Raw genomic sequence first — 18,018 nt, forward strand, 5'->3', positions numbered from 1 at the left:
TGCATTCCGCCGAATGCGGAGGGACGAGGATGAACGAGAACGAAGCGCTGCTCGACGCGCTGATCGAAGGCCGGCTTCCCGACGACGCCGGACGATTCGGGCCTTTCGGCGGCCGCTACGTGCCGGAGACGCTGATGGCGGCGGTCACCCGGCTCGACGAGGGCGTGCGCACGCTGCTGCGATCGGCCGAGCTCCAGGCGCGGCTCGAGGCGGAGCTTCGCGACTGGGTCGGCCGCCCCACACCGATCACGCCCGCGCCGGCGCTCGGCGCGCGCTGGGGAGCGGAAGTGTGGCTCAAGCGCGAGGACTTGGCGCATACCGGCGCTCACAAGATCAACAACGCGATCGGCCAGGCGTTGCTCGCGCAGGCCCTCGGCGCGCGGCGCATCGTCGCGGAGACCGGAGCGGGCCAGCACGGCGTCGCCTCCGCGGCGGCCTGCGCGCGCGTCGGGCTGCCGTGCACCGTCTACATGGGCGAGGTGGACGTCGCGCGTCAGGCGCCGAACGTCGACCGGATGCGACGCCTCGGCGCCGAGGTCGTGCCGGTCACGTCCGGCGACCGGACGCTGCGGGCGGCGATCGACGAGGCGATCCGCGACTGGGTCTCCGATCCGGCCGGCACCTATTACCTGATCGGCTCCGCGATCGGCCCGCACCCGTACCCTTACCTCGTCCGGGAGCTCCAGGCCGTGATCGGCCGGGAAGCGCGCGCGCAGATGATCGAGCGCGCGGCGTTGCCCGAGGCCGTGTTCGCCTGCGTCGGCGGCGGCTCGAACGCGATCGGCCTGTTTCACGCGTTCCTCGGCGACCGCGACGTGCGCCTCGTCGGCGTCGAGGCCGGCGGCCGCGGCAGCGGCCTCGGCGACCACTCGGCGACCTTGTCCGCGGGGCGCCCCGGCGTGCTGCACGGCAACTACTCGATGCTGCTCTACGACGACGACGGCTTGATTCACGAGACGCACTCGGTCTCCGCGGGCCTCGACTACCCGGGCGTGGGCCCCGAGCACGCGCTCCTGAAGCTCGTCGGGCGCGTCGACTACGTGACCGCGAGCGACGATGAAGCGCTCGCCGCGCTCGACGAGTGCTGCGAAGCCGAGGGCATCCTGCCGGCGCTCGAAAGCGCGCACGCGCTGGCCGGTGCCAGGCGCTGGGCGCAAGCGCACCCGGGCGCTCGGCTCCTCGTCGGACTGTCCGGCCGCGGGGACAAGGACATGCCGATCCTCGCGCAATACCCGGTGCGGAAGGAGCGCTCCGATGCGGCCGCATGAGCGCGTCAAGGCGGCGATCGAGCAAAGCGAAGGGCCCGCGGTCGTCGGGTTCCTGACCGCGGGCCATCCGCATCCCGACCGGTTCCTGCGCGACCTTGCCGCGATCGCGGAAGCGGCCGACGCCGTCGAGATCGGCGTGCCGTTCTCGGACCCGATGGCGGACGGCGTGACGGTCCAGCGCTCGAGCCGCGTTGCGATCGAGCACGGCGTGAGCCTCAGGTGGATCTTCGCGGAGCTCGAGCGGCGGGATTTCGAGCTCGCGGCGCCGGTGCTGCTGATGAGCTACCTGAACCCGCTGCTCGCGTTCGGGTACGAGCGGCTCGCCGCGCGCGCAGCGGAGACCGGCGTCTGCGGCTTCATCGTCCCCGATCTGCCGTTCGAGGAGAGCGGGCCGCTGAAGGCCGCGCTCGACGCCGCGGGCCTCGCGCTCGTTCAGCTCGTGACGCCGGCCACGCCGCGCGAACGGCTGCGCCGGCTCGCCGCGGAGAGCTCGGGCTTCCTCTACGCCGTCACGCGCACCGGGACCACCGGCGCCGGGCTCAGCGTGCCTGCGGAGCTCGCCGAGTACCTCGCGGCCGTGAAGGCCGCGTCGCCGCTGCCCGTCTGCGCGGGATTCGGCGTGCGCGAGCGCGCCCACGTCGAGCTGATCGGCCGGCACGTGGACGGCGTGATCGTCGGCTCGGCGCTCGTCGAGGTCCTCGAGAGCGGCGCCGATCCGGCCGCGTTCCTTCGCGGGCTCAAGGGCCGGAGCGCGACCGTATGAAGCGGCTGATGCAAAGCGAGTCGCTGGCCGAGGTCGGCCACTATCGCAATCTGCTCGAGCAGGCCGGCATCGCGTGCGTGATCCGCAACGAGCAGCTCTGCGGCGCGCTCGGCGAGATTCCGTTCCTCGAGTGCCTACCGGAGCTTTGGGTCGTGCGCGACGAGCAGCTGCAGGCCGCGCGCAACCTGCTCGAGGAGATGCGCAAGCCCGTGACCGGCGCTCCCTGGCGTTGCCGGGGCTGCGGCCAATCGAACGAGGCGCAGTTCGCGGTGTGCTGGAGCTGCGGCCTGCGCGACGACGATCGGGGCTGAGCCGTGCCCGCCGCCGCGGCACGCAGGATCGATCCGCTGCTCGCGCTCGCGGCCGCGGGGTTGATCGCGGCGAGCGCCGCGGCGCTCGCCGCGGAAGCGTGGTGGGGCTTCGAGCTCCTCGCGCATTTCCGCGTGCAGTATCTGGCCTTGCAAGCCCCGCTCGTGCTCGCGCTCCTGGCCCGCCGGCGCCTCGCCTGGTGCGCGGCGCTCGGCGCGTCGGCCGTGCCGAACGCGCTCCCGGTGCTGCCGTACCTCGTGCACGATGCCCCGGCGGCGGAAGCCGCCCGAGCCGCCGACGCGCCCCTCGAGCTCCTCGAGGTCAACGTGCAGGCCGGCAACCGCTCCTATGCGCGCCTGCGCGAGATCGTGATGGCCGAATCGCCGGACGTGCTGCTCGTCGTCGAGCTCACGCAAGCCTGGGCCGAGGCCCTCCGGCCGCTCTTCCGCCTCTACCCCCATCGCGTTCTGCGGCCGGCCGGCGGCGCCTTCGGCGTGGGGCTCCTCTCGCGCTACCCGCTCGAGGCCGCGCACGCCTTCGAGCTCGGGTCGACGCATGCCGTGGACGCGCGCGTGCTGAGCCCGCAAGGCGCTTTTCGGCTGATCGGCGTGCATCTTCGCCCGCCGACGGCGCCCGGGTGGGCGGCCGAGCGCGAGCGGCAACTCGACGCGCTCGCGGCACTCCGCGCCCGGATCCACGAGCCCCTCGTCGTCGCCGGGGACTTCAATCTGACCCCGTACTCGCCGTACTTCGCCGACTGGACCGCCGAGACGGGGCTGCGCGACGCCCGGCGCGCGTTCGGCTTGGGGCTCTCCTGGCCGACGTTCTTGCCGATCCTCGGCATTCCCATCGATCATTGCGTCGTGAGCAAGGAAGTCACCGTCGTCGGGTTCAAGCGCCTGCCGGCCTTCGGGTCGGATCACTATCCGATTCTGATCGAGCTCCAAACGGGATCGAGCGCATGAGCACGCCATCCGTTCCGACCGCCTGCGTGCTGATCATCGGCAACGAGATCCTCTCCGGGAAGACGCAGGACGCGAACCTGCGCTTCCTCGGGACCGAGCTCGCGAAGCTCGGCATCCGCCTCGAGGAGTGCCGTGTGATTCGCGACGACCTCGACGCGATCGTCGCGCACGTGAACGAGTGCCGCGCGAAGTTCACGTACGTCTTCACCACGGGCGGTATCGGTCCGACGCACGACGACATCACCGCCGAGGGCGTGGCGCGGGCGTTCGGCGTCGAGCTCGTCGTCGATCCGGAGGCCGTCGTGCGGCTGAAGCACGCCGGCGTGCAGCTGAACGAAGCGCGAATGAAGATGGCCCGCGTGCCGGCCGGCGCGAGCCTGATCGACAACCCGGTCAGCGCGGCGCCCGGGTTCCGCATGGACAACGTGTTCGTGCTCGCCGGCATCCCGGCGATCGCCCGGGCGATGTTCGCGGCGGCGGCTCCGCTCCTCCACGGCGGCGCCGCGATCCACTCGCGCAGCGTCGACGTGTTCCTCAAGGAGGGCGACCTCGCCGAGGCGCTCGAGCGCATCGCGCGCGCGCACGACGACGTCGAGATCGGCAGCTACCCGTTCGCCCGGGACGGCCGCTTCGGCGCGAACCTCGTGGTGCGCGGCGCCGACGAGGTCAAGGTCGAAGCGGTGCTGCGCGAGATCACGGAGGCCATGGCGGCGCTCGGCGGCGAGCCCCGGCCACCGCCGCAGTAGCGGTGTCGGGTCACGGCCGCCGCATCGCGCGGAGCAGGAGCACGAGACCCACGGCCGCGCCGAGCCACCCGACCCAGAGCGGGGCCGTTTCGAGTCCCGTCCAGAGGACGCCGGCCACGAGCAGCGCCGCGCCGGCGAAGAGCCGGTCGTCGCGGCCGCCGGCGTGCCGCTCGTCGTCGTGGCGACCCGGGTTCGACGCGCGGCGCGCACGCGCGGCGCGCACCGGTTCGCGCTGCGGGCTCGCCGCCGCCTGGCGGATCGCGCGGTGCAGCAGCTCCGGAATGAGCAGCAGGTCGTCGCCGATCTCGGGCCACGCGTCGATGAGCCGCCGCAGCTGGACGCGCGGATCGCGCCGCTCGCGCATCCACTCCTCGAGGATCGGCTTGGCCGTCTGCCAGAGGTCGAGCTCCGGATAGAGCTGACGGCCGAGCCCCTCGATCTGCAGCAGCGTCTTCTGCAGAAGCACGAGCTGCGGCTGCACCTCCATGTTGAACTCGCGGGCCGTCTCGAACAGCCGCAGGAGCACGAGGCCGAACGAGATGTCCTTCAGCGGACGGTCGAAGATCGGCTCGCACACGGCGCGGACGGCGGACTCGAGCTCGTCGATGCGCGTCTCCGGCGGCACCCATCCGGAGTCGACGTGCAGCGCGGCCACGCGCCGATAGTCGCGCTTGAAGAACGCGAGGAAGTTCTCGGCGAGATAGTGCTGATCCTCGGCGCTCAGCGTGCCGACGATCCCGAAATCCACGGCCACGTAGCGCGGAGCGGCGGGGTCCGTGAGGTCGATGAAGATGTTGCCGGGATGCATGTCGGCATGAAAGAAGTTGTGCCGGAACACTTGCGTGAAGAACACCTCGACGCCGTTCTCCGCGAGCAAGCGGATGTTCGCGCCCCGCGCCTTCAGCGCCTCGATGTCGCCGATCGGAATGCCGTGGATGCGCTCGAGCGTCAGCACGTTCGAGCGGCAATAGTCCCAGTAGACCTGCGGGACGTAGAGCTTCTCCGAGCCCTCGAAGTTGCGCCTGAGCTGCGCGGCGTTCGCCGCTTCGCGCATGAGGTCGACCTCGTGCAGCAGCGTCTTCTGGAACTCCTCGACGACGGCCACCGGGCGCAGGCGGCGCGCGTCGGGCCAGTAGTGCTCGGCGAGCCGCGCGAGCTGGAAGAGCACCTCGAGGTCGCGCTCGATCTGCGCGCGCACGTCGGGGCGCAGGATCTTCACGACGACCTCGGTGCCGTCGTGCAGCCGCGCCGTGTGCACCTGAGCGATCGAAGCGGCGGCGAGGGCGCGCCGGTCGAAGTCGGCGAACAAGTCGGATACGCCGCGGCGAAAGGCTCGCTCGAGCACCGCGACCGCGACCTCGGACGGAAACGGCGGCACCTGATCCTGGAGCTTCGCGAGCTCGTCGGCGAGCTCGGGCGAGAGCAGGTCGCGGCGGACCGAGACCGCCTGCCCGAACTTCACGTAGATCGGCCCGAGCTCCTCGAGCGCGAGCCGGAGCCGCTCGCCGATCGGCCGCGCCTTGACCCTCGCGCCCGGCAGCAGCCTCTGCAACCACGCGACCGGACGAAACAGATGCGTCCGCCAGACGATCTCGTCGAGACCGTAGCGCAGCAGGGTGCGCTGGATGCTGAGCAGCCGGAGCAGCAGTCGCAGGCGGCTCATCTCAGGCTCACTCCTCGGCTCGGCCGGCGCCCGCGGCTCATCCGTCACTCCGCCGCGGCGCGCTCGCGCGGGCACGCGTGCTCGGCGAGCCGCTCGATGCGCTCGGCCGCCCGCTCGACGTCGTCGCGCAGGCGCTCGACCTCGGCGAAGAGCCGGTCGGCCTCGTAGCGGGTCGGCAGCACGCGGCTCTCCTCCGTCAGGTACTCGGACGTATCGAGACGCAACGCCTCGGCGGCCTTCGCCGCCCACCCGCCCGCTCCGCGGACGGCCCGGCCGACCCGATACGCGACGACGTCCCCGACCCAGCCTGCGAGCTCCTCCTCGGGATCGGGCCACGCGAGCCGCAGCAGCGCCGCGAAGCGCTCGGCGACGGCGACGCGCCCGCTGACCTCGACGCCGGAGCCGTGGATCCGGCCCGCCATGCCCGGCCCGAGCAGGCGCAGCAGGTCGAGCGGCGTCCCGCGGACGGTCGCGCTCGCGGTGGTCCCGCCGCCGGCGCGCGTCAAGCGCAGCCGCCCGGGCTCGGCGGCGATCAGGACGTCGATGCCGAGGCCTTCGACACGCAGGCGCACGCTCCGGCCTTCGAGCTCGGCCAGCACGCTCGACGCGCTCGCCGATTCGCCGATGTGCCGATTGAGCCAGCTCTCGGCGCGCGCGAGGAGCGGCCCGGTCATCGCCCGGGCACGGCGGGTGCCGGGCGGCCGGTCGTGCTAGACCTTGAAGCCGACATGCAGCGCGACGATGCCCGCGGAGAGATTGTGATAGCGGCACCGCTCGAAGCCGCGGCGCTCCATCATGCGCTGCAACGCTTCTTGATCCGGGTGGCGCCTGATCGACTCGGCGAGGTAGCGGTAGCTCGCCGCGTCCCCGGCGAGCCATTGGCCGAGGCGCGGGAGCACCTGGAAGGAGTAGAGATCGTAAAGCGGCTCGAGAGGCCCGAGCCGCGGCTTCGAGAACTCGAGCACGAGCAGCCGGCCGCCCGGCTTCAGCACGCGATAAAGCTCGGCCAGCGCCGCCTCCTTGTCCGTGACGTTGCGCAGGCCGAAACCGATCGTGACGCAATGGAAGCGCCCGGCCGCGAACGGCAGGGCCTCCGCGTCGGCCTGCACGAACGAGGCGTTACGCCCCACGCCGGCATCGATGAGGCGATCGCGCCCGAGCTCGAGCATCGTGCGGTTGACGTCGGTGACGACGACGCGGCCCGTGGGGCCGACGCGGCGCGCGAGGCCGAGCGCGAGGTCGCCGCTGCCGGCGGCGACGTCGAGCGCGGACTGCCCGGGCCGGAGGCCCGTCCGCGCGATCGTGAACGCCTTCCACCAGCGGTGCAGCCCCGCCGACATCACGTCGTTCATCAGGTCGTAGCGCGGCGCGACGGAATCGAACACGGCGCGCACGCGTGCCTTCTTCGCGCTCTTCGGCACGCGCTCGTAGCCGAAGTCCGTGAACGGCTCCGGCGTGGGCTTCGGCTCGGCGCGCCTGTGGACGTCCGTGGTCATGTCGAATTGCGGGTCTTTCCGGCCTTGCTCAGCCGCTCGAGGTACCGGCGCCAATTGCGCTCGCGGTGACGGCCGAGCTCGTACAGTATAGGCCACGTGTACAGCCCGGTACTGTGCCCGTCGTCGAAGACGAGGCGCACGGCGTACGCGCCCACCGGCTCCACCCGCTCGATGCCGACGTTCTCCTTGCCGGTGACGAGCACGCCCTCGCCGGCCCCATGCCCCTTGACCTCGGCCGACGGCGAGTGCACGCGCAGGTACTCGGCGTCGAGCTCCGTCTCGAAGCCGTCGGAGAACACGACCGCCAGGCGCCGCGCGCGCTTTCGCAGCCTGATCTCGACGGGCCGCGGGGTTTCTGTCTCGCCCATCTCGCCGCTCACCTTCGGGGCGGATCCGCCCCCTGACCGAGAAGCGGATAATCGTAGCAACACCGCGCGGTCAAAGGATGTAGCGCGCCAGGTCCTCGTCCTTGACGAGCTCGCCCAGATGGGCGTCGACGTATGCGGCGTCGACGACGACCGTCTCCCCGGCACGGTCCGCCGCCTCGAACGAGATCGACTCGAGCAAGCGCTCGAGCACCGTGTGCAGCCGGCGCGCGCCGATGTTCTCGCTGCGCGTGTTCACCTCGTACGCCACCTCCGCGATGCGGCGGATACCGGTGTCGTCGAACCGGAGCTGAACCCGCTCCGTGCCGAGCAGGCTCGCGTACTGCTCCGTGAGCGACGCGCTCGGCTCCGTCAGGATCGCGACGAAGTCGTCGATGCCGAGCGCCGAAAGCTCGACGCGGATCGGAAACCGGCCCTGAAGCTCCGGGATCAAGTCCGACGGCTTCGCGACGCTGAAGGCGCCGGACGCAATGAACAGGATGTGGTCCGTGCGGACCATGCCGTAGCGGGTGCTGACCGTCGATCCCTCGACGAGCGGCAGCAGGTCGCGCTGCACGCCTTCGCGCGACACGTCGGCGCCGATCGATTCCGAGCGCCGCGCCACCTTGTCGATCTCGTCGATGAACACGATGCCGTTCTCCTCGACGGCCCGGAGCGCCTCGAGCTTGATCTCGTCCTCGTTCACGAGCTTCGCCGCTTCCTCGTCCTTCAGAAGCTTCAGCGCGTCCTTCACCTTGAGCTTGCGCCTGCGCCGCCGGCCGCTCGAGAGGCTCTTGAACATGCTCTGGAGCTGGCTCGTCATCTCCTCCATGCCGGGCGGCGCCATGATCTCCACGCCGACCGAAGGCGCCTGAACGTCCACCTCGACCTCGCGCTCGTCGAGGCTGCCTTCCCGCAGCATCTTGCGAAAGCGCTGGCGCGTCTCGCGCCCTTCGCTGTCCTGATGCGTGCCGGGCAGCAGAGCATCGAGCAGCCGGTCCTCGGCCGCGTCCTCGGCGCGGTGCGACACTCTCCGCATCGCGTCCTCGCGGATCATCTTCACGGCCATGTCGACGAGATCGCGCACGATCGAGTCGACGTCGCGCCCGACGTAGCCGACCTCCGTGAACTTCGTGGCCTCGACCTTGATGAACGGCGCGTTCGCGAGCTTCGCGAGCCGGCGCGCGATCTCCGTCTTGCCGACGCCGGTGGGCCCAATCATCAGGATGTTCTTCGGCGTGATCTCGCTGCGCAAAGGCTCGGCCACCTGCGCGCGGCGCCAGCGGTTGCGCAGCGCGATCGCGACGGCGCGCTTCGCCTCGTCCTGGCCGATGATGTGCTTGTCCAGCTCCTGGACGATCTCGCGTGGCGTCATCGACATCGGTGCGGCTCTCTACAATTCCTCGATCGTGATCTTGTGGTTCGTATAGATGCAGATGTCGGCCGCGATCTCCATCGCCTTCTCGACGATGCTGCGCGCGTCGAGGTCGGTGTTCTCGAGCAGCGCCTGTGCCGCCGCCTGCGCATAGGCGCCGCCCGAGCCGATCGCGATCAGATCGCGCTCGGGCTCGATCACGTCGCCGGTGCCGGAGATCAGCAGCGATTGCGTCGCGTCCGCGACGCAGAGCAAGGCTTCGAGCCGGCGCAGCATTCGATCCGTGCGCCAGTCCTTCGCGAGCTCGATCGCGGCCCGGGTCAGATTGCCGTACTGCTCGAGCTTCTTCTCGAAAAGCTCGAACAGCGTGAACGCGTCGGCCGTGCCGCCGGCGAAGCCGGCGAGCACGCGCCCGTCCCGCAGCCGGCGCACCTTGCGCGCGTTGCCTTTCATGATCTTGTCGCCCATCGTCACCTGGCCGTCGCCGCCGACGGCGACCTTGCCGCCGCGGCGCACGCACAGGATCGTGGTGCCGTGAAATTGCGTCATCGCTTGCTCGTCATGCGCTCTTGTTGCGAATCGGGCCGTGCACGGGCCCGAACGCCGATTCGGGCGGCGGGAGCCGCCCGGGCCGCGGCCCGAGGTTTCGCGGCGCGTCGGGGTCAGCGCCGCCGCGCGCGAGGGTGTGCTTTATCGTAAATGTGGGCCAGGTGCTGGAAATCAAGGTGCGTGTAGACCTGCGTCGTCGAGAGGCTCGAATGGCCGAGAAGCTCCTGGACCGCGCGCAGGTCGCCGCTCGACTCGAGCAAGTGGGACGCGAAGGAGTGCCGCAGCATGTGCGGGTGCACGCGCACCGGCGCGCCCGCGCGCCGCGCCCAAGCCTCGACCCGCGCTTGCACGGAGCGGGCCGCGAGCCGGTTGCCGCGCCGGCTGACGAACATCGCCCGCTCGCCGTTGCGGGCGAGGGCCGGCCGCGCCCGCAGCCACTCCTGGAGCACGGCCGCCGCGACCCGCCCGACCGGCAGGACGCGGTCCTTCCCGCCCTTGCCGGTGACGCGGACCGTCCGATCGCGGAGGTCGACGGCGTCGACGTCGAGGCTCACGAGCTCCGCGAGCCTCAGCCCGGACGAGTAGAAAAGCTCGAGCATCGCCGCGTCCCGGAGCGCGAGCGGGCCGGAGCCGGTCCGCTTCAGCAGGCTTGCGACCTGATCCGTATCGAGCGTCTTCGGCAGCCGGCGCGACGGCTTCGGCGCCTGCACGTGCACGGCCGGATTCTGCGCGACGACCCCGGCACGCAGCAGAAACCCGAAGAACGTGCGCACGGCCGACAGACGCCTGGCGATGCTTCGCGGGCTCGCGCCGCGGCGGTGGCACTCGGCGGCGAAGCGCCGAACGTGGTACGCATCGATCGACGCGAGGGAAGCGACGCGCTCCCGCGTGCAGAAGTCGAGGAGCGCATCGACGTCGCGCCGATAGGCAGCGACGGTATGGCGCGACAGCCGCCGCTCGGTCTCGAGCTCGCGCAGGAACGACGCGAGCGCGTCAGACGGCTGCACGCGACGCCTGCGGGGCCGCCAGCGCGGTCGCGATCAGCTCGCCGATCCGCACGAGGAAATCCATCCGCTGCCCCGGGTGGAAGTGCGACGGATCGCGGTTCGCGACGACGAGGAAGCCGACGCTCGCCTCAGGACCGAGCGGGAGCATCGCGGCCGAGCCGACGCTCTCCGCGTCGCGCTCGAAGAGCGCCGCTCTCTGCCGCTCGCGCATCGGGCCGCAACGCGGGCGCGCGGCCTGCAGGAAAGTCAGGAACGGCCGCAGCAGCGGGTCGTCGCGCCGCAGCTTCCAGACGAAGCCGTCGCGCACGGCCGGTGACTCCTCGGTGCCGAACAGCACTAGCGCCGCGCGCTCGGCGCCGAAATCCTCCCGCAGGCTGGTCTCGAGCTGCTCGAGCCGTTCATCCCAGCTTTCGGCCGCCATCAGGCGGATGGACAGCCGATGGATCTTCTCGATCAGCGAGTCGTTGACCTTCGCGACGGCGATCAGATCCTTCAGCTGCCGCTCGAGCTCGCCGTTGCGCTGACGGAGCATCGACACTTGACGCTCGACGAGCGAGACCGTGAAGCCGTTCGTCGGGTGAGGCAATCGCAGCCGCAGCAGAAGCGGCGTGTGGCGTTCGAAGAAGTCCGGGTGACTGCGCAGATAATCCGCGATGGCGCTCTCGGTGAACGTCTCGCTGAGCGCGGCCTCGTTCTTCTGTTGGCTCATAGTTCGATCTGACCCTCGTACACCGTGGTTGCCGGCCCGGTCTGCCACAGCGGCATACCGGGACCCGGCCAGCGGACGGTCAGCGAGCCTCCCGAGAGCCGCACCTCGACCTTCTCGGCCAGAGCCCCCCAGCGCCGCCCTACCGCCACCGCCGCCGCGGCCCCCGTGCCGCACGCCGGTGTTTCGCCCACGCCGCGCTCGTAGACGCGCAAACGAATCGAGTCGCGACGCACAATCTCCAAGAAACCGACGTTCACGCCCTTCGGAAAATTCCGATGCGCCGCGAGCTCGGCGCCCAGTATACCCACGTCGGCCTCGTCCACCGAATCCACGTGGATGACCGCATGCGGATTGCCGATCGAGACTGCACCGAGCTCGATCTCGCGATCGCCGACGCGCACACGGTATCGGTCGCGCTCGGCGTCCGCCGAGAACGGCAGCGACGCCGGATCGAAGCAGGGCACGCCGAGGTTCACGCTCACGAGGCCTGACGGCTCCACCTCGGCTTCGACGCGCCCGCCCGCGCTCTGCAGCACGAGCCTCCGGTGCGACACGTCGCCGGCGCGCGCGGCGACGAAGCGCGCTATGCAGCGGGCGCCGTTGCCGCATTGCTCGACCTCGCCGCCGTCGCTGTTGAAGACGCGGTACGCGGCGTCGCCTTCGGCCGACGGCGTCACGATCAGCAGCTGGTCGAAGCCGACGCCGAGCCGCCGGTCCGCGAGCGCCCGGACCGCGGCAGGCTCGGGCACGGGCGCGCCGGCCGGCCACTCCGCGACCATGAAGTCGTTTCCGAGACCGTGCATCTTCGCGAAGCGGATCCGCATGCTGGTCCGTGCCCTACTGGTAATGCGTGGAACGGAAGGTTAATGTCGCCGGGCGCGTCGCGCGCGGCTCGCGTTTCGATTCCAGGCGATCGCGCCGCACGCTCCGCGGCGCGCACATCGTCCTTCGTACGGTCGGCAGCCCGGCAAAGTATAGTGGAAACTCCGTGGCCCAAAGCGCAGCAGCCCTGCCGGGATCTGCGCGAGTTCCTCGCGCTGCTCGAGCGGCGAGGCGAGCTCAGGACGGTCGAGGCGCACGTCGATCCCGCGCTCGAGCTGACCGAGATCTGCCGCCGGACGCTGCTCGCGGGCGGTCCGGCGCTCCTGTTCAACGACGTCGGCCGCGGCGGCATTCGCGCGCTCGGCAATCTGTTCGGCACCGAGTCGAGGATCGCGGCCGCGCTCGGCGCCGACGGCCCGGAGATCTTCACCGAGCTCGGCAAAGTGTTGGCCGCGCTGAAAGCGCCGGAGCCGCCGCGAAGCGTCGGCGAGGCCTTCCGCAAGCTGCCGCTCGTGAAGGAGATCATGAAGATGGCGCCGCGGGTGCTTCGCTCGGGCGCGACGCAGGAGGTGCGGATCGAAGGCGCCGACGTCGACCTCGGCGCGTGGCCGGTGCAGACCTGCTGGCCGGACGACGCAGGCCCGCTGATCACGTGGGGTCTCACGACGACGCGGGGCCCCGACGACGAGCGGCAGAATCTAGGGGTCTACCGGCAGCAGGTCATCGGCGCGAACAAGGTCATCATGCGCTGGCTCGCGCACCGCGGCGGCGCGACCGACTTCGCGGCGTGGCAGGCAGCCCGGCCCGGCGAGCGCTTCCCGGTGGCCGTCAGCATCGGCGCTGATCCGGCCACGATCCTCGCGGCCGTCACACCGATCCCGGACACGCTCTCGGAGTACGCGTTCGCGGGCCTTCTCCGCGGGGAGCGCACCGAGCTCGTCGAGTGCATCGGGTCGCCGCTGCGCGTGCCGGCGCACGCGGAGATCACGCTCGAAGGCTACATCGAGCCCGGCGAGACGGCGCTCGAAGGGCCGTTCGGCGACCATACGGGCTACTACAACGAGGCCGAGACCTTCCCGGTGATGACCGTCGAGCGGATCACGCACCGGCGCGATCCGATCTACCACACGACGTACACCGGGCGCCCGCCGGACGAGCCGTCCGTCCTCGGCCTCGCGCTGAACGACGTGTTCGTTCCGATCCTGCAAACTCAGTTCCCCGAGATCGTCGACTTCTACCTGCCGAGCGAGGCGTGCTCGTACCGCGTCGCGGTGGTCGCGATCCGCAAGGAATACCCCGGGCACGCGCGCCGCGTGATGTTCGGGATCTGGTCCTACCTTCGCCAGTTCATGTACACGAAGTTCGTGATCGTCGTCGACGACGACATCGACGCGCGCGACTGGAAGGACGTGGTCTGGGCGATCGCGACCCGCGTCGACCCGGCGCGCGATACGGTCGTCGTCGAATCCACGCCGATCGACTATCTCGACTTCGCGTCGCCGGTCGCGGGCCTCGGCTCGAAGCTCGGCATCGACGCCACGAGCAAGTGGCCGGGCGAGATCTCGCGCGAGTGGGGCCGCCCGATCACGATGCGCCGCGATATCGTCGAGCGCGTCGACCGGCGCTGGGCCGAGCTCGGCATCGACTGAGCGCCGGGCGCTCGGCGCTTTTCGCCGAGTAGAAACGGTTCACGGCCTGGCGCGCCCTCCGAAGGCACACTCGGGCCATTCGACCGCCGCGGTCCGGCGCTCGACCGGAGGCGTTTTCGAAAGCGCCTTCGTGCACCTCGTTGCAGGCAGGCGTGGGCCGCGCATGTACGCGTGAGTCTTGAATGGTCTCGGCAATTGGACATTTGTCATAAGCATCGCTAAGTTATGCGCCTGGCGGCGGTCGGGGCCCGACGATTAAGTACGACCGGAACGCTCGGGAGTGGCTATGAGAAGTATCCTGATCATGAACGCGAAGGGCGGGTGCGGAAAAAGCACGATCGCCACGAACCTCGCCGCTTACTACGCTTCCGAGGGCTTCGGCACCGCGCTGGCCGACTTCGACCCGCAGCGTTCCGCGCTCGCCTGGCTCGAGGAGCGCCCGGAGGACTACGGCCCGATCACCGGAATCGAGGGCTTCGATTCGGGGCTCCGCTCCGTCCCGCGCAATACCGAGTACCTGATCATCGACGCGCCGGCACGCTCGCACGGCCGCGAGCTCACCGATCTCGTGAAGCGCGCCGAAAGCATCATCGTGCCCGTGCTTCCGTCGCCGATCGACATCAAGGCGGCCGCGAGCTTCGTCGAGGAGCTTCTCAACGTCCACAAGATTGCGGACAAGAAGGCCAAGGTGGCGCTGGTCGCGAATCGCGTGCGGGACAACACGCTGATCTTCGAGGAGCTCGACGCGTATTTGTCGAAGCTGAAGGTGCCCTACATCGCGACGCTGCGCGAGGCCCAGAACTACATCCGCGCGTACCAGCGCGGCCTCGGCGTGCACGAGCTGCCGCCGTATCTCGCGTGGCCCGACTGGGAGCAGTGGGACCCGCTGCTCGAGTGGCTCGACTCGCGGCGCTCGATGCCGCGCTGACGCCGCCGCGCTCCTGGTGTGGCGTCCCGCAAATACCGATACAGGATGCTTGGCGGGAACGCCGTGGATACATCCCTGTAGGCTCGCTCGCGCGCGTCCATGCGCGCAAGCGTCCCGTCAAGCATCCTGTATCGGTATTTGCGGGACGCGATTCAGCTTAGGAGGGCGCCGGGCCTTCCCCGCCCGCGCCCGGCGCGGGCTTGCCGGCACCCGGGAGGAGGGCTTCGGCCTCGTCATCGTCCTCCTCCTCGTCGCGCTCGCGCCCGCGCCGCGGCGGCGCGAGCGCCGGCAACGGCGTCTCCCCGCCGTCGACGAGCGCGAGGCCCGAGCGGAACGCGAGCGCCGCGCCGTCGTTCTCGCCGAGCCGGTCGAGCAGCCGCCCGTAGAGGGCATAGGACGCGGGCGCCGGGTCGATCGCGATCGCCGATTCGAGATAGCTCCGGGCCTTGCCCCAAAGCTCGTTCACGACGCAAAGGCGGGCCGCGGCGACGAGCAGCGCCGCATCCTCCGGGCGCTGCCGGAGCCACGCCTCGGCGTGGCGCAGCTGCTCCGCCGGTCGATTCGTGCGGATCTCGCCGTAGGCCGCGACGAGCGGCGCCGACCAGCGGCGCTTCAGCGCCGAGCGCAGCTCCCGCTCGGCCTCGTCGCCGAGCCCGAGGCGATCGAGCGCGCGCGCCCGAAGGACCAGCAGCCGCGGCAGCGCGCGGATGTCGGCCGGCAGCGATTTCCAGTAGCGGTCGAGCGCTTCCTGCGTGACCTCGGGCCCCGCGGTGACGCCGCGAAGCGCCTCGGCCGCGGCCTCCTCGAGCAGCTCCGGCGACAGCTGCGCGCGGCCGAGCCGCGGCAAGAGCTCCGCGAGCCGCCGCCGGTCGCCGAGCGCGACGCACGCACGCGCCGCGAGCGCGAGCGCCACCGGATGCTTCGCGGCCGACTCGAGCACCCGCGACGCGGTCGCGAGCGCCCGCTCGTGCTCACCGGCCTCGAGCTGAAGCTCGGCCTGCGTGAGCAGGACGGTCTGCTCGGCGTCCGGCTGCGCCTCGTACGCGATCCGCAGCCATTCGTCGCGGCGCTCGCGCGACCCCTGCCAGTGCGCCGCGCGCGCCGCCATCAGATAGTTCACGAGCGGGGTGCCGCTGCCGCGGGCGCCCTGCGTGAGCAAGCGCTCGCCTTTCGCCCAGTTGCCGTCGGCGAGCTGCATCAGGCCGCGGGTGAGCTTCATGCCGGCACGGCGCGTCCGGCGGTCGGCCAGCGCCGTGCCGAGCGCGCGCGGCGCGCGCCAAATGCCGGCCGCGGCGCGAATCAGCAGGTAGGCCGCCGCGAGCACCAGCACGAGCCCCGGGACGGACATCTCGACGATGTATCCGCGGAAGTCGATCAGCACGTAGCCGCGGTCCTGGAGCAGGAAATGCGCGGCGACCGCGCCGGCGAGCAGGGCGGCGACGACGGCGAGGCCGAAGCGCATCATTCGGCCCCGGCCGAGAGCTCGCGCAGCAGGGCCAGCGAGCCGCCGATGTCCGGGCGGGGCGCGTCGATGACGACGCCGGCGAGCTCGTCCACGAGCGCGGCGGCCGCCTTCACGGCGGCGTCCGCCGCGTCGAAGTCCCGCTCGAGGAGCGCGGCGGCCGCATCGAGGCTGCCGGCGTACGCGTCCGGCTCGCCGCGGAGCGCGGCGATCTGCGCGAGCTGAAGCTCGATCGCGAGCTCGCGGCGCGCAAGGGTGCGCCGCTCGGCCGAGAGCGTGCGCGCGGCCGCTTCCTCGCGGCGCTCGATCGTGACGAGGCTCGAGAGCGCGCGCTTGACGCCGGCGAGCAGCCGGTCGAGGCCGGGCTCCGCCTCCTCCGGCGAAACCTCGGTCGCGTCCGCACCGGCGCGGCCCGCCGCGCGCAACGGCAGCTCGTCGACCCGCGCGGCGAGGCTCGCGAGCCGGAACACGATCCGCTCGACGTCGGGCGGATCGACGGTCCGGAGCGCGACGAGCTCGTCGGCGACCCGCCGCCGCACCTCGGCGAGCGCCGGGTCGGCCAGCGCGCGCAGCCGATCGTCCGCGAGCTCGAGCGCGGCGACGGCGTTGTCCCATCGGCCGCCAAGCGCGAGCTCGGTGTTCGCGACCGTCAGGTAGTACTCCGCCTCGGCCCGCAGCCACGCGTTGCGTGCGTCGATCGATCCGCCCTGGATCGCGTCCAACCGCGACTCGATCGCGGCGAGCCGCGCCGGCCACTCCTCGACGCGCCGCTCGACGTCCGCGAGCTGCGCCGGAAAGTCCGCGATCCGCTCGACCGCCGCATCGACGCGCGCTCCGCTTGCCACCGTGGATTCCGCGAGATCGTCGAGCCGATCCGAGAAGGCGCGCTGCGTCGCCCGCACGCGCTCGAGCGATGCCTCGATCTCGGTGTCCGTGCCGTGCAGCGCGACGTAGAACTGCCGGTACTGCCACCACAGAAGCCCCGCGATCGCGGTCGCGAGCAGCGCGAGCGCCATCGCGAATGCCGCGGCGATCACGGGCCAGGCCCCGGGGGACGAAGAGCGGGGGAGGTTCTCGACGGCGGGTGCGCTTGGGCCGGCCGTCTCGCGCCCGTCGGACGTGTGCTGTTCGGTCATCGTGTGCGTGACGGGGGTGAGTGCGGCGTATTGTCTATGCGCGTGCGCTCACATTCCAGGCCGCTTCCCGTGCCGTGCGCCGAGGCGGCGCTTGAGCTCCCCGAGCTGCCGGCGGCTCACGGGCAACAGCTCCCCGGTGTGCCGCATGCGCAGCGCATAGGACGCGTCGTCGCTCCTCTCGAGCGCGTCGACGTGCTCGACGGCCGCGAGGAGGCTGCGGTGCACGCGCACGAAATCCGCGGCGAACTCTTCCTCGAGCCGGCGGAGCGACTCGTCGATCAGCTCCTCGCCGCGCAGGTGCCGCACCGTCACGTACTTCTGGTCGGCCCGAAAGTAGAGGATTTCCTTGACCGGTATCAGCCGCAGCTCGTCGCGCACGCGGGCCGCGACGTGCCGGCGCGCGGAGAGCGGCCGCGCCGGCGAGGCGATGCCCTCGAGCTGCGGAGGACCGAGCCGCGACGCGTGCTTCAGCGCCGACAGAAGCCGCTCGCGGCGGACCGGCTTCAGCAAGTAGCCGACGGCGTGCGACTCGAAGGCCTCGAGCGCGTACTGATCGTAGGCCGTCGTGAACACGACCGCCGGCGGCGCCGCGAGCGCGCTCAGGTGTCGCGCGGCCTCGATGCCGGTCATGCCCGGCATGCGGATGTCGAGCAGCACGATCGCGGGCTTCAGCCGCGCGACCTCCGCGAGCGCCTCGAGCCCCGACGCGCAGCTGCCGGCGACCCGAAAGCCGTCGAGCTCGCCGATGAGCCGCTCGAGCCGCTCCCGGGCGGGCGGCTCGTCGTCGACGATCAGCACTTCGATCG

At 71.3% G+C, this 18,018-nt stretch carries 19 protein-coding genes; 7 read left to right on the forward strand and 12 right to left on the reverse strand.

Translation table 11 applies throughout. The features are described from left to right. Positions 1 to 29 precede the first annotated feature (29 nt). From trpB to VF329_07915, 5 genes are read left to right on the forward strand one after another with little or no spacing between them, the layout of a single operon-like run. Positions 30 to 1,268, forward strand: a complete 1,239-nt coding sequence (trpB, locus tag VF329_07895) for a tryptophan synthase subunit beta (protein HEX7080919.1) — start codon at positions 30 to 32, stop codon at positions 1,266 to 1,268. Further along, complete coding sequence (gene trpA, locus VF329_07900) at positions 1,255 to 2,031, forward strand: tryptophan synthase subunit alpha (GenBank protein HEX7080920.1); 777 nt, start codon at positions 1,255 to 1,257, stop codon at positions 2,029 to 2,031. Before trpB ends, trpA begins: the two co-directional genes overlap by 14 nt. Further along, positions 2,028 to 2,342 (forward strand): DUF2007 domain-containing protein, encoded by a 315-nt coding sequence (locus VF329_07905; protein ID HEX7080921.1) that lies wholly within the window; start codon positions 2,028 to 2,030, stop codon positions 2,340 to 2,342. Before trpA ends, VF329_07905 begins: the two co-directional genes overlap by 4 nt. Before the next feature lie 3 nt (positions 2,343 to 2,345). Then, entirely contained in the window at positions 2,346 to 3,305 is a 960-nt protein-coding gene (locus VF329_07910) for an endonuclease/exonuclease/phosphatase family protein (protein HEX7080922.1), read from the forward strand. Next, positions 3,302 to 4,051: a molybdopterin-binding protein gene (locus tag VF329_07915; protein HEX7080923.1), complete on the forward strand. Its 750-nt coding sequence runs from the start codon at positions 3,302 to 3,304 to the stop codon at positions 4,049 to 4,051. Before VF329_07910 ends, VF329_07915 begins: the two co-directional genes overlap by 4 nt. Before the next feature lie 10 nt (positions 4,052 to 4,061). Here VF329_07915 and ubiB read toward each other — a convergent pair whose 3' ends face one another. From ubiB to dapF, 9 genes are all read right to left on the reverse strand, one after another. Beyond that, on the reverse strand, positions 4,062 to 5,714 hold the full coding sequence (gene ubiB, locus VF329_07920) for a ubiquinone biosynthesis regulatory protein kinase UbiB (GenBank protein HEX7080924.1): 1,653 nt from the start codon (positions 5,712 to 5,714) through the stop codon (positions 4,062 to 4,064). Between the two features lie 44 nt (positions 5,715 to 5,758). Further along, positions 5,759 to 6,388, reverse strand: coding sequence for a sterol-binding protein (locus VF329_07925; protein ID HEX7080925.1), 630 nt, complete (start codon positions 6,386 to 6,388; stop codon positions 5,759 to 5,761). 36 nt (positions 6,389 to 6,424) lie between these two features. After that, positions 6,425 to 7,210, reverse strand: a complete 786-nt coding sequence (gene ubiE, locus VF329_07930; protein ID HEX7080926.1) for a bifunctional demethylmenaquinone methyltransferase/2-methoxy-6-polyprenyl-1,4-benzoquinol methylase UbiE — start codon at positions 7,208 to 7,210, stop codon at positions 6,425 to 6,427. Beyond that, positions 7,207 to 7,578 carry a DUF971 domain-containing protein gene (locus tag VF329_07935; protein HEX7080927.1) on the reverse strand — a complete coding sequence of 124 codons (372 nt, stop codon included), beginning with the start codon at positions 7,576 to 7,578 and terminating at the stop codon, positions 7,207 to 7,209. The genes ubiE and VF329_07935 overlap by 4 nt, the downstream gene beginning before the upstream one ends. Before the next feature lie 70 nt (positions 7,579 to 7,648). Further along, entirely contained in the window at positions 7,649 to 8,956 is a 1,308-nt protein-coding gene (hslU, locus tag VF329_07940; protein HEX7080928.1) for an ATP-dependent protease ATPase subunit HslU, read from the reverse strand. A 12-nt stretch (positions 8,957 to 8,968) separates the two neighbouring features. After that, a complete protein-coding gene (hslV, locus tag VF329_07945) occupies positions 8,969 to 9,499 on the reverse strand; it encodes an ATP-dependent protease subunit HslV (GenBank protein HEX7080929.1) in 531 nt (176 codons plus the stop codon). A 113-nt stretch (positions 9,500 to 9,612) separates the two neighbouring features. Next, a complete protein-coding gene (gene xerC / locus VF329_07950; GenBank protein HEX7080930.1) occupies positions 9,613 to 10,506 on the reverse strand; it encodes a tyrosine recombinase XerC in 894 nt (297 codons plus the stop codon). Beyond that, the gene (locus VF329_07955) at positions 10,493 to 11,215 is read right to left on the reverse strand and encodes a DUF484 family protein (GenBank protein ID HEX7080931.1); all 723 of its coding nucleotides are present in this window, start codon (positions 11,213 to 11,215) and stop codon (positions 10,493 to 10,495) included. The genes xerC and VF329_07955 overlap by 14 nt, the downstream gene beginning before the upstream one ends. Next, the gene (gene dapF, locus VF329_07960) at positions 11,212 to 12,033 is read right to left on the reverse strand and encodes a diaminopimelate epimerase (GenBank protein HEX7080932.1); all 822 of its coding nucleotides are present in this window, start codon (positions 12,031 to 12,033) and stop codon (positions 11,212 to 11,214) included. The genes VF329_07955 and dapF overlap by 4 nt, the downstream gene beginning before the upstream one ends. 159 nt (positions 12,034 to 12,192) lie before the next feature. Here dapF and ubiD point away from each other — a divergent pair, with 159 nt between their 5' ends. After that, positions 12,193 to 13,686, forward strand: coding sequence for a 4-hydroxy-3-polyprenylbenzoate decarboxylase (gene ubiD, locus VF329_07965; protein ID HEX7080933.1), 1,494 nt, complete (start codon positions 12,193 to 12,195; stop codon positions 13,684 to 13,686). Positions 13,687 to 13,972: 286 nt separating this feature from the next. Then, entirely contained in the window at positions 13,973 to 14,614 is a 642-nt protein-coding gene (locus VF329_07970; GenBank protein ID HEX7080934.1) for a ParA family protein, read from the forward strand. Positions 14,615 to 14,771: 157 nt separating this feature from the next. Here VF329_07970 and VF329_07975 read toward each other — a convergent pair whose 3' ends face one another. From VF329_07975 to VF329_07985, 3 genes are read right to left on the reverse strand one after another with little or no spacing between them, the layout of a single operon-like run. Then, positions 14,772 to 16,079: a heme biosynthesis HemY N-terminal domain-containing protein gene (locus VF329_07975; GenBank protein HEX7080935.1), complete on the reverse strand. Its 1,308-nt coding sequence runs from the start codon at positions 16,077 to 16,079 to the stop codon at positions 14,772 to 14,774. Then, entirely contained in the window at positions 16,076 to 17,212 is a 1,137-nt protein-coding gene (locus VF329_07980; GenBank protein HEX7080936.1) for a uroporphyrinogen-III C-methyltransferase, read from the reverse strand. Before VF329_07980 ends, VF329_07975 begins: the two co-directional genes overlap by 4 nt. Before the next feature lie 48 nt (positions 17,213 to 17,260). Then, positions 17,261 to 18,016: a LytTR family DNA-binding domain-containing protein gene (locus tag VF329_07985; GenBank protein ID HEX7080937.1), complete on the reverse strand. Its 756-nt coding sequence runs from the start codon at positions 18,014 to 18,016 to the stop codon at positions 17,261 to 17,263. Positions 18,017 to 18,018 lie beyond the last annotated feature (2 nt).

It is taken from the genome of Gammaproteobacteria bacterium (genome assembly GCA_036381015.1).
Classification (GTDB): domain Bacteria; phylum Pseudomonadota; class Gammaproteobacteria; order Steroidobacterales; family Rariloculaceae; genus ZC4RG20.

What these genes read in the sequence shown, in the direction of transcription:
- VF329_07915 (HEX7080923.1), top strand. Translation starts at nt 3,302, where the DNA reads ATGAGCACGCCATCCGTTCCGACCGCCTGCGTGCTGATCATCGGCAAC.
- VF329_07935 (HEX7080927.1), bottom strand. Translation starts at nt 7,578, where the DNA reads ATGGGCGAGACAGAAACCCCGCGGCCCGTCGAGATCAGGCTGCGAAAG.
- VF329_07905 (HEX7080921.1), top strand. Translation starts at nt 2,028, where the DNA reads ATGAAGCGGCTGATGCAAAGCGAGTCGCTGGCCGAGGTCGGCCACTAT.
- hslU (HEX7080928.1), bottom strand. Translation starts at nt 8,956, where the DNA reads ATGTCGATGACGCCACGCGAGATCGTCCAGGAGCTGGACAAGCACATC.
- hslV (HEX7080929.1), bottom strand. Translation starts at nt 9,499, where the DNA reads ATGACGCAATTTCACGGCACCACGATCCTGTGCGTGCGCCGCGGCGGC.
- VF329_07925 (HEX7080925.1), bottom strand. Translation starts at nt 6,388, where the DNA reads ATGACCGGGCCGCTCCTCGCGCGCGCCGAGAGCTGGCTCAATCGGCAC.
- trpB (HEX7080919.1), top strand. Translation starts at nt 30, where the DNA reads ATGAACGAGAACGAAGCGCTGCTCGACGCGCTGATCGAAGGCCGGCTT.
- VF329_07980 (HEX7080936.1), bottom strand. Translation starts at nt 17,212, where the DNA reads ATGACCGAACAGCACACGTCCGACGGGCGCGAGACGGCCGGCCCAAGC.
- ubiB (HEX7080924.1), bottom strand. Translation starts at nt 5,714, where the DNA reads ATGAGCCGCCTGCGACTGCTGCTCCGGCTGCTCAGCATCCAGCGCACC.
- VF329_07955 (HEX7080931.1), bottom strand. Translation starts at nt 11,215, where the DNA reads ATGAGCCAACAGAAGAACGAGGCCGCGCTCAGCGAGACGTTCACCGAG.
- trpA (HEX7080920.1), top strand. Translation starts at nt 1,255, where the DNA reads ATGCGGCCGCATGAGCGCGTCAAGGCGGCGATCGAGCAAAGCGAAGGG.
- VF329_07975 (HEX7080935.1), bottom strand. Translation starts at nt 16,079, where the DNA reads ATGATGCGCTTCGGCCTCGCCGTCGTCGCCGCCCTGCTCGCCGGCGCG.
- ubiE (HEX7080926.1), bottom strand. Translation starts at nt 7,210, where the DNA reads ATGACCACGGACGTCCACAGGCGCGCCGAGCCGAAGCCCACGCCGGAG.
- VF329_07970 (HEX7080934.1), top strand. Translation starts at nt 13,973, where the DNA reads ATGAGAAGTATCCTGATCATGAACGCGAAGGGCGGGTGCGGAAAAAGC.